The sequence below is a fragment of the Enterobacter sp. 237C8 genome (assembly GCF_034106865.1).
GTDB lineage: Bacteria > Pseudomonadota > Gammaproteobacteria > Enterobacterales > Enterobacteriaceae > Enterobacter > Enterobacter asburiae_B.
In genome coordinates this window covers 73,945-91,311 of sequence record NZ_JAWNDF010000004.1, presented here as the reverse complement: position 1 = coordinate 91,311, position 17,367 = coordinate 73,945, and the positions used below count along the sequence as shown (strand labels likewise).

Genomic DNA, 17,367 nt, shown 5'->3' with positions numbered 1-17,367 from the left:
GTGGGCGAATTTTCATTATTTGCCTTGTTGAATCGCTTCAGATTGCAAAAACCCTCGTTTCATTATGGTTAAAACTCCCTCTTTGGGAGTAATCAACTCATTTGTGCAAAGTTACATTTCTGAAACGTTATTTCTGTAAGGTTGTTAAAATGTGCAGGGTTTACTGATTTCAATCAAAACCAATATGGACAGAAGGTGAATACTTTGTTACTTTAGCGATACGAAATAGAAATTGGTAAGACCAATTGACTCCGGGCAAAAAGGCGTAAGACAGGGAATATGGCCTACAGCAAAATTCGCCAACCAAAACTATCTGATGTGATTGAGCAGCAGCTGGAGTTTTTAATCCTCGAAGGGACTCTGCGCCCGGGTGAGAAACTTCCGCCAGAACGCGAGCTGGCAAAACAGTTCGACGTTTCACGTCCCTCTCTGCGTGAGGCGATTCAACGTCTCGAAGCAAAGGGCTTGCTGCTTCGTCGCCAGGGCGGCGGAACCTTTGTGCAAAACAGCCTGTGGCAGAGCTTCAGCGATCCGCTGGTAGAACTTCTCTCTGACCACCCAGAATCCCAGTTTGACCTGCTTGAGACCCGTCACGCGCTTGAAGGTATTGCGGCCTATTACGCCGCCCTTCGCAGCACTGATGAAGATCGCGTGCGTATCCGCGAACTGCATCAGGCCATTGAACGGGCACAGCAGTCCGGCGATCTAGACGCCGAGTCCAGCGCCGTCGTCCAGTATCAAATAGCCGTCACCGAAGCGGCCCACAACGTGGTGCTCCTCCATCTGCTACGCTGCATGGAGCCCATGCTGGCCCAGAACGTTCGTCAGAATTTTGAATTGTTGTATGCCCGTCGGGACATGCTCCCACTGGTAAGCAACCATCGCACCCGAGTATTCGAGGCGATAATGGCCGGGGAACCGGAGCAGGCGCGCGAAGCGTCGCACCGACATCTGGCTTTCATTGAGGAAATCTTGCTGGACCGCAGCCGTGAACAATCGCGTCGCGAACGTTCATTACGCCGCATACAGCAACGAAAGGATTAAGCGCCAGGTACTTTTAGAGCGCGGCAACTAAACGCAGAACCTGTCTTATTGTGCTTTTGGTTGTTCAAATAGTTCGGGTTATATCGCGGCGGCAAGCGCGCGAATCCCCGGGAGCATAGCGAACTATGTGACCGGGGTGAGAAAGCGCAGCCAACAAAGAGATAACCCGAAATATTAAGAACAAAGAGCACAATGGGACAGGTTCCAGACAAATCAACGTATTAGATAGATAAGGAATACCCCCATGTCAGAACGTCTCCAAAATGACGTGGATCCGATCGAAACTCGCGACTGGCTACAGGCGATCGAATCGGTCATCCGTGAAGAAGGTGTTGAGCGCGCTCAGTATCTGATTGATCAGCTGCTTTCTGAAGCCCGCAAAGGCGGTGTGAAGGTTGCTTCAGGTGCAGGGGCTAGCAACTACGTAAACACGATTGCCGTCGAAGACGAACCGGAATACCCGGGCAATCTGGATCTGGAACGTCGTATCCGTTCTGCAATCCGCTGGAACGCCATCATGACCGTTCTGCGCGCATCCAAGAAAGACCTGGAACTGGGTGGCCACATGGCGTCCTTCCAGTCTTCTGCGACCGTTTACGAAGTGTGCTTCAACCACTTCTTCCGTGCAGCGAACGAGAAAGACGGCGGCGATCTGGTGTACTTCCAGGGCCACATCTCTCCGGGCATCTATGCACGTGCATTCCTGGAAGGTCGTCTGACTGAAGAGCAGATGAACAACTTCCGTCAGGAAGTTCACGGTAAAGGTCTGTCTTCTTACCCGCACCCTAAACTGATGCCTGAATTCTGGCAGTTCCCGACCGTATCTATGGGTCTGGGCCCAATCGGTGCGATCTATCAGGCTAAATTCCTGAAATACCTGGAACACCGTGGCCTGAAAGACACCTCTGAGCAGACCGTTTACGCCTTCCTGGGCGACGGCGAAATGGATGAGCCAGAATCCAAAGGTGCGATCACCATCGCTACCCGTGAGAAGCTGGACAACCTGTGCTTCATCATCAACTGTAACCTGCAGCGTCTGGATGGTCCGGTAACCGGTAACGGCAAGATCATCAACGAACTGGAAGGCATCTTCGCTGGTGCTGGCTGGAACGTGATCAAGGTCATGTGGGGCGGTCGTTGGGATGAGCTGCTGCGTAAAGACACCAGCGGTAAACTGATCCAGCTGATGAACGAAACCGTTGACGGTGACTACCAGACCTTCAAATCCAAAGACGGTGCCTACGTTCGTGAGCACTTCTTCGGCAAATACCCTGAAACCGCAGCACTGGTTGCAGACTGGACTGATGAGCAGATCTGGGCTCTGAACCGCGGTGGTCACGATCCGAAGAAAGTCTACGCTGCACTGAAAAAAGCGCGTGAAACCAAAGGTAAAGCGACTGTAATCCTGGCCCATACCATCAAAGGTTACGGCATGGGTGATACCGCAGAAGGTAAAAACATCGCTCACCAGGTTAAGAAAATGAACATGGACGGCGTGCGTTACATCCGCGACCGTTTCAACGTTCCAGTGACCGATGAGCAGGTAGAAAACCTGTCTTACATCACCTTCCCGGAAGGTTCTGAAGAGCACAAGTACCTGCACGAACGTCGTCAGGCGCTGAAAGGCTACCTGCCAGCTCGTCAGCCTAACTTCACCGAGAAGCTGGAACTGCCAGCGCTGGAAGACTTCTCTCAGCTGCTGGAAGAGCAGAACAAAGAGATCTCTACCACTATCGCTTTCGTTCGTGCCCTGAACGTGATGCTGAAGAACAAGTCGATCAAAGATCGTCTGGTTCCAATCATCGCCGACGAAGCGCGTACTTTCGGTATGGAAGGTCTGTTCCGTCAGATCGGTATCTACAGCCCGAACGGCCAGCAGTACACCCCGCAGGACCGTGAGCAGGTTGCATACTACAAAGAAGACGAGAAAGGTCAGATCCTGCAGGAAGGTATCAACGAGCTGGGCGCAGGCGCATCCTGGCTGGCTGCTGCGACCTCTTACAGCACCAACAACCTGCCGATGATCCCGTTCTACATCTACTACTCCATGTTCGGGTTCCAGCGTATCGGTGACCTGTGCTGGCAGGCAGGCGACCAGCAGGCTCGCGGCTTCCTGGTAGGCGGTACCTCCGGTCGTACGACTCTGAACGGTGAAGGTCTGCAGCACGAAGATGGCCACAGCCACATTCAGTCTCTGACTATCCCTAACTGTATCTCTTACGATCCGTCTTACGCATACGAAGTGGCAGTCATCATGCATGACGGTCTGCAGCGCATGTACGGTGAAGCGCAAGAGAACATTTACTACTACATCACCACCCTGAACGAAAACTACCACATGCCGGCAATGCCAGCAGGTGCCGAGGAAGGTATCCGTAAAGGTATCTACAAACTCGAAACCATCGAAGGTAGCAAAGGTAAAGTTCAGCTGCTGGGCTCCGGCTCTATCCTGCGTCACGTACGTGAAGCAGCGCAGATTCTGGCGAAAGACTACGGCGTGGGTTCCGACGTGTACTCTGTGACCTCCTTCACCGAACTGGCGCGTGATGGCCAGGATTGTGAGCGCTGGAACATGCTGCACCCACTGGAAACTCCACGCGTTCCGTACATCGCTCAGGTGATGAACGACGCGCCAGCGGTGGCGTCTACTGACTATATGAAACTGTTCGCTGAGCAGGTTCGTACTTACGTTCCAGCTGATGATTATCGCGTTCTGGGTACTGACGGCTTCGGTCGTTCTGACAGCCGCGAAAACCTGCGTCACCACTTCGAAGTTGATGCTTCTTACGTGGTTGTAGCAGCACTGGGCGAACTGGCTAAACGTGGCGAAATCGATAAGAAAGTGGTTGCGGACGCAATCACCAAATTCAACATCGATGCAGAAAAAGTTAACCCGCGTCTGGCGTAAGAGGTAAAAGAATAATGGCTATCGAAATCAATGTACCGGACATCGGGGCTGATGAAGTTGAAATCACCGAGATCCTGGTCAAAGTAGGCGACAAAGTTGAAGCTGAACAGTCGCTGATCACCGTAGAAGGCGACAAAGCCTCTATGGAAGTCCCGTCTCCTCAGGCTGGCATCGTTAAAGAGATCAAAGTCTCTGTTGGCGATAAAACCGAGACCGGCAAACTGATCATGATTTTCGATTCCGCCGACGGTGCAGCAGCTGCTGCACCTGCGCAGGAAGAGAAGAAAGCCGCTCCGGCCGCCGCTGCTCCAGCAGCTGCCGCGAGCGCGAAAGAAGTGAACGTGCCTGACATCGGCGGTGACGAAGTTGAAGTCACTGAAATCCTGGTGAAAGTGGGCGACACCGTTGCGGCTGAGCAGTCACTGATCACCGTAGAAGGCGACAAAGCCTCTATGGAAGTGCCGGCTCCGTTCGCGGGTACCGTTAAAGAGATCAAGATCAACACCGGCGACAAAGTGTCTACCGGCTCCCTGATCATGGTCTTCGAAGTGGCGGGTGCTGCACCTGCTGCAGCGCCTGCGCAGGCCGCTGCTCCGGCTCCGGCTGCTGCACCAGCAGCTGCTGGCGGCGCGAAAGATGTTAACGTACCGGACATCGGCGGTGACGAAGTTGAAGTGACCGAAGTGATGGTGAAAGTGGGCGACAAAGTTGCCGCTGAACAGTCACTGATCACCGTTGAAGGCGACAAAGCTTCTATGGAAGTGCCTGCGCCGTTCGCGGGTACCGTTAAAGAGATTAAGATCAGCACCGGCGACAAAGTGTCTACCGGCTCTCTGATCATGGTCTTCGAAGTGGAAGGCGCTGCGCCTGCCGCAGCTCCGGCTGCCGCGACTGCTCCTGCACCGGCTGCTGCACCGGCTCAGGCTGCTAAACCAGCCGCTGCCCCTGCTGCTAAAGCAGAAAAATCTGAGTTCGCTGAAAACGACGCTTACGTCCACGCTACCCCGCTGATTCGTCGCCTGGCGCGCGAGTTCGGTGTGAACCTGGCGAAAGTGAAAGGGACCGGCCGTAAGGGTCGTATCCTGCGCGAAGACGTTCAGACCTACGTGAAAGACGCGGTGAAACGCGCCGAAGCTGCACCAGCTGCAGCCGCCGGTGGCGGTATCCCGGGCATGCTGCCATGGCCGAAAGTGGACTTCAGCAAGTTCGGCGAAATCGAAGAAGTGGAGCTGGGCCGCATCCAGAAAATCTCTGGTGCTAACCTGAGCCGTAACTGGGTGATGATCCCGCACGTTACGCACTTCGACAAAACCGATATCACCGATCTGGAAGCGTTCCGTAAACAGCAGAACGCTGAAGCTGAGAAGCGCAAACTGGACGTGAAATTCACCCCAGTGGTCTTCATCATGAAAGCCGTTGCCGCTGCCCTTGAGCAGATGCCACGCTTCAACAGCTCCCTGTCCGAAGACGGCCAGAAGCTGACGCTGAAGAAATACATCAACATCGGTGTTGCGGTTGATACGCCAAATGGTCTGGTTGTTCCGGTCTTCAAAGACGTGAACAAGAAGAGCATCACTGAGCTGTCCCGTGAACTGACCGTGATCTCCAAGAAAGCGCGTGATGGTAAGCTGACTGCCGGCGAAATGCAGGGCGGCTGCTTCACTATCTCCAGCATCGGCGGCCTGGGTACCACCCACTTCGCGCCGATCGTTAACGCGCCGGAAGTGGCTATCCTCGGTGTGTCCAAGTCCGCGATGGAGCCGGTGTGGAATGGCAAAGAGTTCGTGCCGCGTCTGATGATGCCAATCTCTCTGTCCTTCGACCACCGCGTGATCGACGGTGCTGATGGTGCGCGCTTCATCACCATCATCAACAACATGCTGAGCGACATTCGCCGCCTGGTGATGTAATCGAAAAGCCGGCCAGTCGGCCGGCTTTTTTCTGATAATCTCATGGTGTTTGTGAGGTTATTGGCGAAAGCGACAATTCGTGAGCCGTTTGTTGTTTCAAAATTGTTAACAATTTTGTAAACTGCGGGCGGATAGAACGACCCGGTGGACGACGGGTATAAATTAAGAGGTCATGATGAGCACAGAAATCAAAACTCAGGTCGTAGTACTTGGGGCAGGCCCGGCAGGTTACTCCGCAGCATTCCGTGCAGCGGATTTAGGTCTGGAAACCGTCATCGTAGAACGTTACAGCACCCTCGGCGGTGTTTGTCTGAACGTCGGCTGTATCCCTTCTAAAGCGCTGCTGCACGTAGCGAAAGTTATCGAAGAAGCCAAAGCGCTGGCTGAACACGGTATCGTCTTCGGCGAGCCGAAAACCGATATCGACAAAATTCGTACCTGGAAAGAGAAAGTTATCACTCAGCTGACCGGCGGTCTGGCGGGTATGGCCAAAGGCCGTAAAGTGAAAGTGGTAAACGGTCTGGGTAAATTCACCGGTGCGAACACCCTGGAAGTGGAAGGCGAAAACGGCAAAACCGTGATCAACTTCGACAACGCGATCATCGCGGCAGGCTCTCGCCCAATCGAACTGCCATTCATTCCGCATGAAGATCCACGCGTGTGGGATTCCACCGATGCGCTGGAGCTGAAAACCGTTCCTAAGCGTCTGCTGGTCATGGGCGGCGGTATCATCGGTCTGGAAATGGGTACCGTGTACCATGCGCTGGGTTCAGAGATCGACGTGGTTGAAATGTTCGACCAGGTTATCCCGGCTGCCGACAAAGACATCGTTAAAGTCTTCACCAAACGCATCAGCAAGAAATTCAACCTGATGCTGGAAACCAAAGTGACTGCCGTTGAAGCGAAAGAAGACGGTATTTACGTTTCCATGGAAGGCAAAAAAGCCCCATCCGAACCACAGCGTTACGACGCCGTGCTGGTGGCTATCGGCCGTGTGCCGAACGGTAAAAACCTCGACGCGGGCAAAGCTGGCGTGGAAGTGGACGACCGTGGCTTTATCCGCGTTGACAAGCAGCTGCGCACTAACGTGCCGCACATCTTTGCTATCGGCGATATCGTCGGTCAGCCAATGCTGGCGCACAAAGGTGTCCACGAAGGTCACGTTGCCGCTGAAGTTATCGCCGGCATGAAGCACTACTTCGATCCGAAAGTCATTCCATCTATCGCGTACACCGAGCCAGAAGTGGCATGGGTCGGTCTGACTGAGAAAGAAGCGAAAGAGAAAGGCATCAGCTACGAAACCGCCACCTTCCCGTGGGCTGCTTCTGGCCGTGCTATCGCTTCCGACTGCGCTGACGGTATGACCAAACTGATCTTCGACAAAGAGACTCACCGCGTCATCGGTGGTGCGATTGTCGGTACCAACGGCGGCGAGCTGCTGGGTGAAATCGGTCTGGCTATCGAAATGGGCTGTGACGCTGAAGACATCGCGCTGACCATCCACGCTCACCCGACTCTGCACGAGTCCGTGGGCCTGGCGGCAGAAGTGTTTGAAGGCAGCATCACCGACCTGCCAAACGCGAAAGCGAAGAAGAAATAAGTTTCTTCAGATGAAAAAAAGCGGCCAATGGCCGCTTTTTTTATGCGCTGCGTTCAGGGGGCCACAGGCTGCCAGGTTTTATCAGGGCTATAGGCGGCTAGCGCCCGGGCTTTCTGCTCTGAATCGCTGCCGAGATCGGACTGGTACACCTTGTCGTCCTGGTTTATCACAAAGCTCATGACGCCCGTCTGACCATAGCTGACCGGCCAGGCCACCATCGCGAAACCGTGATTGTCCGGCAGGATGCGGAAGCGATAGCCGTGATAGCCGGTACCTGGCTCTTTCGGGCTAAATGCCGGGCCGAGCGGGCTGGGCGATTCGCCGGGCGAGGCAGGCCAGTACAAACCGTCTTTTTTGCCTTTCGAGCTGACAATCTTCTGCGCGTATTTCTGGTTCATCGCAAAATAGCTTTGCTGCGCATCAACATAGGCATGTAAGGCTTCAATGGCGGCGAGCTCGTTACGCCCGATTTCGCGGGTCAGGATCTCTTCTGCCCCTTCTTTGATGTCGAACTGCCAGCCTGCAGAGGTTTTGATCACCGGGATGGGAAGCTGCCAGCCGCTGTCTCCGACGACCAGATGCGCCGTATTCCCTTCGACAACCGTGGTATGACGGACGTTCCAGTCGCGCAGGAAGCGATCGACAGCATCCGGATCAACGCCCTCAGGCGGGAGAAAATCGCGCCAGTTCTCTCCAAGCAGGTTAGTCATCGCGCTCTCATTTTGCTCACTGATGGCTTTGGTCAGCGCATCGGTTGCCCTATCGGGCGTGCTAAAGGACTGCTGCGCCATCACCGGGGCCGAAAGCATAAATAACACCATTCCGCTGAGTAGTTTACGTTTCATGTCGGTTCCCTTAGCGATGTCGAATTTCACGGCGTTCAGCACGTCCACCAGACGCCTGACGTGGCTGCTGCTGGCGCGCAGCGAGCTGTCTGCTTTGCGCACCGCGCTGCTGCTGCGCCTGCCAGTTCGCCGAGCGGCTGTCGTTACCGCTCAGCGCATTGGCCCGGGGCTGGCTGCTTCGCTGCTGGAGAGAGCGTTGCTGCGCGGGCTGCGAAACCCGCTTCTCTTGTCTCTGCGCGGTGGTCTGGCGGTTTTCTCGCTGCTGCGCGGTGCTCCGCTTCGCCGTCTGCGGTTTAGTGTCGTAGCCACGGTAGTTATTGCGCTGCGAAATCTGCTTCAGCTGTTCACCTGAGGCCTGACGCTGCACGTCTTTCGTTCCGGTGCGCGCCGTTTGGGGGAAGGTTTTGCCCGTGGATTTCTCCATCTGGCTTAGCGCGGCCTGACGCTGGCTATCGCGGTTAACCGGTTTTTGCTGCGTTGAGCTGAGCCCTGTCGCCGCGTTGGTGGAGTGGAAGCGAGTGTTGAGCTGGTTAGTCGGATAGGGCACGCCTTCCCGATAGGCCGGGTTGTGCTGCCAGGTGCGGTTGGCGTCCGTCAGGCGCTGTCCGCTGATTTTATTGAAGTTCTCAACGTTGATATTGATATTGTTATCGCCGTTGCGGTTATAGCCGCCGTGATTATCCCAGTCGCCATGGTGATGATCCCAGTCATCGTCATCATCCCAGTCGATGTTGCTGAAGATGGCATAGGTTGTGGCGACGCCCAGGCTGAAGCCTAAACCGTTTACGAAGCTGTTGCCAAACTGCTCCCCGGGTGCAGGCGGGAGATAGGTGGGCGGATAGGCGGTGTTTGGCCAGGTCCCGTAAACCGTATTGGGGTTATAGGTCGGGACGTAAACAACCTGCGGATCGGCAGATTCAATTTTGATTACCGTTGGGGCGGGCGCGGACGTCTTGGTTGTCGTTGCCTCGGCGGTGCTGGTTTTCGCTGGCGCCGGTTTAGTCACGGTGGTGACGGTCTGCTGGGGCGTGGATTGTAAAGCGCCGGTCTTCTGTGCCAGCGCGCGCAGGCGCTGAACGGAATCCATCACGTCCTTCGGCTGCGCGAGAAACGCATCACCCAGATTTTGTACCCACGGCGGGTTTTCACCCATCAGGGACATAAGCTGAGGAAACGCGACCAGCGATTTTACGCTGGGATCCCAGGGCTGGCTGGCAACGGCCTGAATCGCGGCGTCCCCTTCCATTTTAGGGTTGTCTTTGGACCACTGCGCCGCCTGGATCACGTTGGCCGGATAGGTCGACGCCATTAAAATTTGCGACAGCAGGGCATCCGGGTAGAGCGCGATGGGAGCAACCCATTGATCGATTTGCGCGGCAGTGTAGGCTGGCGCGACAACAGGTGCGGGCTGGGCTGCGGCAGGCGCAGGTGCAGCCGGTTGTTGTGCGACGGGGGCCGGCGCTGCGGGCTCCGTGGCGCGGCCTTTGACAAACATGACGCCCGAGGCGGCAAACAGCCCGGCACTGCACAGAAGGACGAGCAGATGTGGCTTAAAGGGCAACTTCATAAAATGACTCCAACGAGACAAGCGCTGTGCCGTGAGGCGTTACGGTTGGCGTGAGTATTATTCACCCGTCTTTTACTGTTTTGACTTTTATTGGGAAGCGTCCGGTACGTCCGGATAAAGAGTGTGAGTATTTATTACACAATTATATCTGATGAAGAAAAAACTGAAGCGTCACGGTGCAGAAGATACCGCAAAAAGATGCCCTGAATCCCCACTACACCATGCTTAACGATTCAGCAAATTTTTTAATGTTGCTTTTTTGTAAACGGATTAACACTGTGCAGAAATCCTGCTATGCTGCCCGACGCGGTATCGGGCATTTACCCTACAAACTGCTGTCTCACAGGAGCGTGAAGAGAACGCCCGCCGCATATGACAATGAGAGCGAGGAGAACCGTCGTGCTAGAAGAATACCGTAAGCACGTAGCAGAACGTGCCGCCGAGGGAATTGTACCCAAACCTTTAGATGCAACCCAAATGGCCGCGCTCGTCGAGCTGCTGAAGAACCCGCCTAAGGGCGAAGAAGAATTCCTGTTAGATCTGCTGATCAACCGCGTACCGCCTGGCGTAGATGAAGCTGCCTACGTAAAAGCCGGATTCCTTGCTGCTATCGCCAAAGGCGAAGCCACCTCCCCACTGGTTACTCCTGAAAAAGCCATTGAACTGCTCGGCACCATGCAGGGTGGTTACAACATTCATCCGCTGATTGACGCGCTGGATAACGACAAGCTGGCACCGATTGCCGCTAAAGCGCTCTCTTCCACGCTGCTGATGTTCGATAACTTCTACGATGTGGAAGAAAAAGCCAAAGCAGGGAACGTCTATGCGAAGCAGGTGATGCAGTCCTGGGCTGATGCCGAATGGTTCCTGAACCGCCCAGCGCTGGCTGAAAAAATCACCGTTACCGTCTTTAAAGTGACCGGTGAAACCAACACCGATGACCTCTCTCCGGCACCGGACGCGTGGTCTCGCCCGGATATCCCTCTGCACGCTCTGGCGATGCTGAAAAACGCCCGTGAAGGTATTGAGCCGGATCAGCCGGGCAGCGTCGGCCCGATCAAACAGATCGAAGCCCTGCAGAAAAAAGGGTTCCCGCTGGCCTATGTGGGTGACGTTGTGGGTACCGGTTCTTCCCGTAAGTCCGCAACCAACTCCGTGCTGTGGTTCATGGGCGACGACATTCCGCACGTGCCGAACAAGCGCGGCGGCGGCCTGTGCCTCGGCGGCAAAATTGCGCCAATCTTCTTCAACACCATGGAAGATGCGGGCGCCCTGCCAATCGAAGTGGACGTTTCTAACCTGAACATGGGCGACGTGATTGACGTTTACCCGTACAAAGGCGAAGTGCGCAACCACGAGACCAACGAGCTGCTGGCAAGCTTCGAGCTGAAAACCGACGTGCTGATCGACGAAGTGCGCGCCGGTGGCCGTATCCCGCTGATCATTGGTCGTGGTCTGACTACCAAAGCGCGTGAAGCGCTGGGTCTGCCGCACTCTGACGTTTTCCGTCAGGCGAAAGACGTTGCTGAAAGCAACCGCGGTTATTCTCTGGCACAGAAAATGGTGGGGCGCGCGTGCGGCGTAGCCGGTATTCGTCCTGGCGCGTACTGCGAGCCTAAGATGACCTCCGTGGGCTCTCAGGACACCACTGGCCCAATGACCCGTGACGAACTGAAAGACTTGGCGTGCCTGGGCTTCTCTTCTGATCTGGTGATGCAGTCCTTCTGCCACACGGCGGCCTATCCGAAGCCGGTTGACGTGACCACGCACCACACGCTGCCAGACTTCATCATGAACCGCGGCGGCGTTTCCCTGCGTCCGGGTGACGGCGTAATCCACTCCTGGCTGAACCGCATGCTGCTGCCGGATACCGTCGGTACCGGCGGTGACTCCCATACCCGTTTCCCAATCGGTATCTCCTTCCCGGCGGGCTCCGGTCTGGTGGCGTTTGCTGCTGCGACCGGCGTGATGCCGCTGGATATGCCGGAATCGGTGCTGGTGCGCTTCAAAGGTAAAATGCAGCCGGGTATCACCCTGCGCGACCTGGTTCACGCGATCCCGCTGTATGCGATTAAACAGGGCCTGCTGACCGTTGAGAAGAAAGGGAAGAAAAACATCTTCTCTGGCCGCATTCTGGAAATTGAAGGTCTGCCGGATCTGAAAGTGGAGCAGGCGTTCGAGCTGACCGATGCTTCCGCTGAGCGCTCTGCGGCGGGCTGTACCATCAAGCTGAACAAAGAGCCGATTATCGAGTATCTGACTTCCAACATCGTGCTGCTGAAGTGGATGATTGCAGAAGGCTACGGCGACCGTCGTACGCTGGAGCGTCGTATCCAGGGCATGGAAAAATGGCTGGCCGATCCGCAGCTGCTGGAAGCCGATGCTGACGCAGAGTACGCGGCGGTGATCGACATCGATCTGGCGGATATCAAAGAGCCAATCCTGTGTGCACCTAACGATCCTGACGACGCGCGTCCGCTGTCTGAGGTTCAGGGCGAGAAGATCGACGAAGTGTTCATCGGATCCTGTATGACCAACATCGGTCACTTCCGTGCTGCCGGTAAGCTGCTGGATACCCACAAAGGCCAGCTGCCAACCCGTCTGTGGGTGGCGCCGCCAACCCGTATGGACGCGGCTCAGCTGACCGAAGAGGGCTACTACAGCGTGTTTGGTAAGAGCGGGGCGCGTATCGAAATCCCTGGCTGTTCCCTGTGTATGGGCAACCAGGCGCGCGTAGCCGACGGTGCGACGGTGGTTTCCACCTCTACCCGTAACTTCCCGAACCGTTTAGGTACCGGTGCGAACGTCTTCCTGGCCTCTGCGGAGCTGGCGGCGGTTGCGGCGCTGATTGGCAAACTGCCAACGCCGGAAGAGTACCAGACCTTTGTGGCTCAGGTGGATAAGACCGCGGTGGATACCTATCGCTATCTGAACTTCGACCAGCTTTCTCAGTACACCGAGAAGGCCGACGGGGTTATCTTCCAGACGGCGGTATAAACAGCAAAACCGTCTCCATGAGACGGTTTTTAGTGTTTGCACCCTCTCCCACGGGAGAGGGGCGGGTTAGGGCATCAGGCCGCAGGGTCTTGCTCTCACCTTTTTATTTTCATTCCTCCCACCTCTCCCGCTTTTTTTCTTCCTCGCTGCTGCGATAATTACCTTAATGGCTTTGCAGAGGAAAACACTATGGATTACGAATTTCTGCGCGACATCACCGGAGTGGTGAAAGTGCGTATGTCGATGGGCCACGAAGCCGTTGGACACTGGTTTAACGAAGAGGTGAAAGAAAATCTCGCACTTCTTGATGAGGTTGAACAGGCGGCAAATACGGTGAAAGGCAGTGAACGATCCTGGCAGCGCGCCGGGCATGAATATACGCTGTGGATGGACGGTGAAGAGGTCATGGTGCGTGCCAACCAGCTCGAGTTTTCAGGTGACGAGATGGAAGAGGGGATGAGCTACTATGACGAAGAAAGCCTGTCGATGTGCGGCGTAGAGGATTTCCTTCAGGTGGTAAATGCCTACCGCGACTTTATGAAACAGAAATAACAGCCCGGAGCATCCCTGCTCCGGCTTGCTCTTACACGGCCGGAATATTGCGGCCGTAGTAAATCTCGCGCATCTCTTTCCAGAGCAGGTCAGTAATCGCCTTACGCTCTTCTTCGCTCAAATCTTCCGGCTTCGTGTGGAACATATAGTGCTTAAGGTCGAATTCCTTAAGTAACATCTTGGTATGGAAGATATTTTCCTGATACACGTTCACGTCCATCATGTCGTACAGCGATTTCATGTCCTCGGACATAAAGTTCTGGATGGAGTTAATCTCGTGGTCGATGAAATGCTTCATGCCGTTGATATCGCGGGTAAAACCACGCACGCGATAATCAATGGTGACGATGTCCGATTCCAGCTGGTGGATTAAATAGTTCAGCGCGTTCAGCGGTGAAATCACGCCGCAGGTCGACACTTCAATATCGGCGCGGAACGTGCACAGCCCGCCTTCCGGGTGACTCTCCGGGTAGGTGTGCACGCAGATATGGCTTTTATCCAGGTGGGCCACGACCACTTCCGGCAGCGGGCCCGGATGTTCAGTTTTGTCGATAAGCTTCGGATCGACCGGCTCTTCGCTGACCAGAATAGTCACGCTGGCGCCCTGAGGTTCATAATCCTGTCGGGCGATGTTCAGGATGTTTGCGCCAATAATGGAACAGGTTTCTGACAGGATCTCGGTCAGACGGTTGGCGTTGTAGAGTTCGTCGATATAGGCGATGTAACCATCGCGTTCTTCCGCTGTTTTGGCATAGCAGATATCGTAAATACAAAAACTCAGGCTTTTCGTCAGGTTGTTAAAGCCATGCAGTTTAAGCTTTTTCAATTAGCTCACCCCCTTAGTGGATAATGCGTCTTGCAGGTACTGCGGCAGAGCAAACGCTGCGGTATGGATAGCCGGATTGTAGTATCGGCACTGAAGACCGGCCTGATGGAAGCGGGCCTGAATAATTTCGGTGGAGAGATGGCGTAATACGTCGTTATCGGTCGCCCAGGCAAAGGTCATGATCCCGCCGTAGTACGTCGGAATAGCGGCCTGATAGAAGCTGACATCATCGAAATAGGTGCTCAGCTTACGATGGCTGTCGAGCGCTTCATCCTGCTGCAGGAAGCAGACGCCATTTTGTGCGACGAAGATCCCGCCCGGGTTCAGGCAGCGCTTGCAGCCTTCGTAGAAGGAGGAGGTAAACAGCGACGCGCCGGGGCCGATTGGGTCGGTGCAGTCGGAGATAATGACGTCAAAGGTCTGCGAGGTCTGGTTAACAAAGTTAACGCCGTCGTCAATCACCAGGCTAAAGCGCGGATCGTCATAGCTACCGGCATTGTGGTTGGGCAGATACTGGCGGCAGAAAGAGACGACGCCCGCATCGATTTCCACCATGGTGATGGTTTCAATGGAACGATGGCGGGACACTTCACGCAGCATTGCGCCGTCGCCGCCGCCGATAATCAGGACATGCTTCGCGTGACCGTGCGCCAGCAGCGGAACGTGGGTCATCATTTCGTGATAGATAAACTCGTCGCGCTCGGTGGTTTGCACGACGCCGTCCAGCGCCATCACGCGGCCAAAGGCGGCGTTTTCGAAGATGATGAGATCCTGGTGATCGGTTTTCTCATGATAGAGCACGTTATCAACGGCAAAGTACTGACCAAACTGGTCATGCAGTGTTTCATGCCACAACGTGTGGTCGGCCATACGCGGACTCCTCCTTTGTTAACATCCGTTACGCTCACAAAAAATGAGCGAAACATGATAGCTAACTATAACCGTGGTTGCACGGCTATAGGTTCAACAGGGGGGCGTCGGGAAGGTTATTTGACGTAGGCGAGCAGGCTGAGTGAGTCGCGAGCCAGCGCTTTACATTTTTTGGCAGTGGGAATACCAATACCGCTCAAGTCACGGTAGCTGTCTTCGCCGAGGGCCTTCATGTCGAAGCTGTCGTAGTTGCTGAGATCCCACTGGTTTTGCTGGGCAAAAAAGACCAGCGCGCGGCGAATCTGCCCGTTGGGTAAATTCTGGTAGCCACAATCATTTTTCAGGAATACAAAAACCGCCGTTAAATCGGCCATATCTTCCGCTTCATTTTCACTTAGCGCATAGCTGTTCGCACACATTGCCATCAGGCTTCCGAACAAAATTGTCCTGAAAAACGTCTTCATTGCTTCTACCACTTCTTCACGGAAAATTAACGTTAGCATACTTGATGCCGGTGCGACGATCTTTATTATTGCCGCTTTACTTGACCTTCCGGTAAGGGGAGGGTTTATGCTCAAAAGATCGCCTGCTGGAAATAAGGAAATGAACATGCAACGTCGTGATTTTTTAAAATATTCCGCTGTGCTGGGGGCTGCCAGCGCATTACCTCTCTGGAGCCGCGCGGTTTTAGCGACCGACAGGCCTGCCTTACCCATTCCTGACTTACTGACCGCTGACGCCCGCAGCCGTATCCAGCTTGTGGTTCAGGCCGGTAAAACGACGTTCGGCGAGCACAACGCCACGACGTGGGGCTATAACGGCAATTTGCTCGGTCCGGCGCTTCAGCTACGTAAAGGGAAAGCGGTGACGGTGGATATCCACAACACGCTCGTCGAAGAGACGACGCTGCACTGGCACGGGCTTGAAGTGCCGGGCGAAGTGGACGGCGGGCCGCAGGGCATCATCAAAGCGGGCGGTACGCGCAGCGTCACCTTTACGCCCGATCAGCGCGCGGCGACCTGCTGGTTCCATCCGCATCAACATGGCAAAACGGGCCATCAGGTGGCGATGGGGCTGGCGGGGCTGGTGCTGATTGAAGACGACGAAAGCCGCCTGCTGCGCCTGCCGAAACAGTGGGGCATTGACGATGTACCGGTGATTGTGCAGGACAAGAAATTCAACGCTGACGGGCAAATTGACTATCAGCTGGACGTGATGAGCGCGGCGGTAGGCTGGTTTGGCGACACGTTGCTGACCAACGGCGCCATTTACCCTCAGCATGCCGCGCCGAAAGGCTGGCTGCGCCTGCGCCTGCTCAACGGCTGTAACGCGCGCTCGCTGAATTTCGCCGCCAGCGATAAACGCCCGCTGTATGTGGTAGCCAGCGACGGCGGCCTGCTGCCGGAGCCGGTGAAGGTGAGCGAGCTGCCGATGCTCATGGGCGAACGCTTTGAGGTGCTGGTGGATATCAGCGACGGCAAGCCGTTTGACCTCGTAACCCTGCCGGTGAGCCAGATGGGGATGGCGGTCGCACCGTTTGATAAGCCGCATCCGGTGCTGCGTATTCAGCCATTGCTGGTGGCCGCATCCGGCACGCTGCCTGATACGTTAACCACCCTGCCAGCCCTCCCGTCGCTGGAGGGGCTTACGCAGCGCAAGCTGCAGCTCTCAATGAACCCGATGCTCGATATGATGGGCATGCAGGCGCTGATGGCGAAATATGGCGATAAGGCGATGGCGGGGATGCAGCACGGCCAGATGATGGGCCACATGAATATGGACCACGGCAAAATGGGCGGCATGGGGAATATGAATCACGGCGACCATGGCTTTGATTTCCACAACGCCAACATGATCAACGGCAAAGCGTTCGACATGAACACGCCGATGTTTGCTGCGACAAAGGGTCAGCTTGAGCGCTGGGTGATTTCAGGCGAAGGGGACATGATGCTGCACCCGTTCCATATCCACGGCACCCAGTTCCGTATTCTCACAGAGAACGGCAAAGCGCCGGATGCGCATCGCGCGGGCTGGAAAGATACGGTGAGAGTGGAGGGCGGCGTCAGCGAGGTGCTGGTGAAGTTTGACCACGAGGCGCCGAAGGAGTTTGCCTATATGGCGCACTGCCACCTGCTGGAGCATGAGGATACGGGGATGATGCTGGGGTTCACGGTATAAAAAAGCCGGGTGGTCGCAGGTGCGGCCTGATGCCCTCACCCTGACCCTCTCCCACGGGGAGAGGGAACAA

General features: G+C 55.4%; 12 protein-coding genes. 7 read left to right on the top strand and 5 right to left on the bottom strand.

Features of this window, described 5'->3' with window-relative positions; translation table 11 throughout:
* Nucleotides 1–279 precede the first annotated feature (279 nt).
* The 4 genes from pdhR (at nt 280) to lpdA (ending at nt 7,462) form a co-directional block, all read left to right on the top strand.
* On the top strand, nt 280–1,044 hold the full coding sequence (gene pdhR / locus USF70_RS13900; protein WP_008501960.1) for a pyruvate dehydrogenase complex transcriptional repressor PdhR: 765 nt from the start codon (nt 280–282) through the stop codon (nt 1,042–1,044).
* A gap of 244 nt (nt 1,045–1,288) precedes the next feature.
* Nucleotides 1,289–3,952: a pyruvate dehydrogenase (acetyl-transferring), homodimeric type gene (aceE, locus tag USF70_RS13895; RefSeq protein WP_023310418.1), complete on the top strand. Its 2,664-nt coding sequence runs from the start codon at nt 1,289–1,291 to the stop codon at nt 3,950–3,952.
* Nucleotides 3,953–3,966: 14 nt separating this feature from the next.
* On the top strand, nt 3,967–5,862 hold the full coding sequence (aceF, locus tag USF70_RS13890) for a pyruvate dehydrogenase complex dihydrolipoyllysine-residue acetyltransferase (RefSeq protein ID WP_221702761.1): 1,896 nt from the start codon (nt 3,967–3,969) through the stop codon (nt 5,860–5,862).
* 175 nt (nt 5,863–6,037) lie between these two features.
* Nucleotides 6,038–7,462, top strand: a complete 1,425-nt coding sequence (gene lpdA / locus USF70_RS13885; RefSeq protein WP_003856313.1) for a dihydrolipoyl dehydrogenase — start codon at nt 6,038–6,040, stop codon at nt 7,460–7,462.
* A gap of 53 nt (nt 7,463–7,515) precedes the next feature.
* On the opposite strand, the gene USF70_RS13880 is transcribed toward lpdA, so the two are convergent.
* Together USF70_RS13880 and USF70_RS13875 are read right to left on the bottom strand one after the other, a co-directional pair.
* Nucleotides 7,516–8,307: a DUF2950 family protein gene (locus USF70_RS13880; RefSeq protein WP_320735757.1), complete on the bottom strand. Its 792-nt coding sequence runs from the start codon at nt 8,305–8,307 to the stop codon at nt 7,516–7,518.
* A 10-nt stretch (nt 8,308–8,317) separates the two neighbouring features.
* Complete coding sequence (locus USF70_RS13875; protein WP_320735707.1) at nt 8,318–9,874, bottom strand: DUF3300 domain-containing protein; 1,557 nt, start codon at nt 9,872–9,874, stop codon at nt 8,318–8,320.
* A 399-nt stretch (nt 9,875–10,273) separates the two neighbouring features.
* On the opposite strand from USF70_RS13875, the gene acnB reads away from it, so the two are divergent.
* Nucleotides 10,274–12,871, top strand: a complete 2,598-nt coding sequence (gene acnB, locus USF70_RS13870; RefSeq protein ID WP_033144650.1) for a bifunctional aconitate hydratase 2/2-methylisocitrate dehydratase — start codon at nt 10,274–10,276, stop codon at nt 12,869–12,871.
* Between the two features lie 189 nt (nt 12,872–13,060).
* Nucleotides 13,061–13,423 (top strand): protein YacL, encoded by a 363-nt coding sequence (gene yacL / locus USF70_RS13865; RefSeq protein WP_023310423.1) that lies wholly within the window; start codon nt 13,061–13,063, stop codon nt 13,421–13,423.
* Between the two features lie 31 nt (nt 13,424–13,454).
* Here the strand turns inward: yacL and speD are convergent, their stop codons facing one another.
* The 3 genes from speD to USF70_RS13850 form a co-directional block, all read right to left on the bottom strand.
* Complete coding sequence (gene speD, locus USF70_RS13860) at nt 13,455–14,249, bottom strand: adenosylmethionine decarboxylase (protein WP_032649781.1); 795 nt, start codon at nt 14,247–14,249, stop codon at nt 13,455–13,457.
* Nucleotides 14,250–15,119: a polyamine aminopropyltransferase gene (speE, locus tag USF70_RS13855; RefSeq protein ID WP_023310424.1), complete on the bottom strand. Its 870-nt coding sequence runs from the start codon at nt 15,117–15,119 to the stop codon at nt 14,250–14,252.
* A gap of 116 nt (nt 15,120–15,235) precedes the next feature.
* The gene (locus USF70_RS13850) at nt 15,236–15,583 is read right to left on the bottom strand and encodes a YacC family pilotin-like protein (protein WP_014882582.1); all 348 of its coding nucleotides are present in this window, start codon (nt 15,581–15,583) and stop codon (nt 15,236–15,238) included.
* A gap of 145 nt (nt 15,584–15,728) precedes the next feature.
* On the opposite strand from USF70_RS13850, the gene cueO reads away from it, so the two are divergent.
* Entirely contained in the window at nt 15,729–17,297 is a 1,569-nt protein-coding gene (gene cueO, locus USF70_RS13845) for a multicopper oxidase CueO (protein ID WP_094934539.1), read from the top strand.
* Nucleotides 17,298–17,367: the final 70 nt, after the last annotated feature.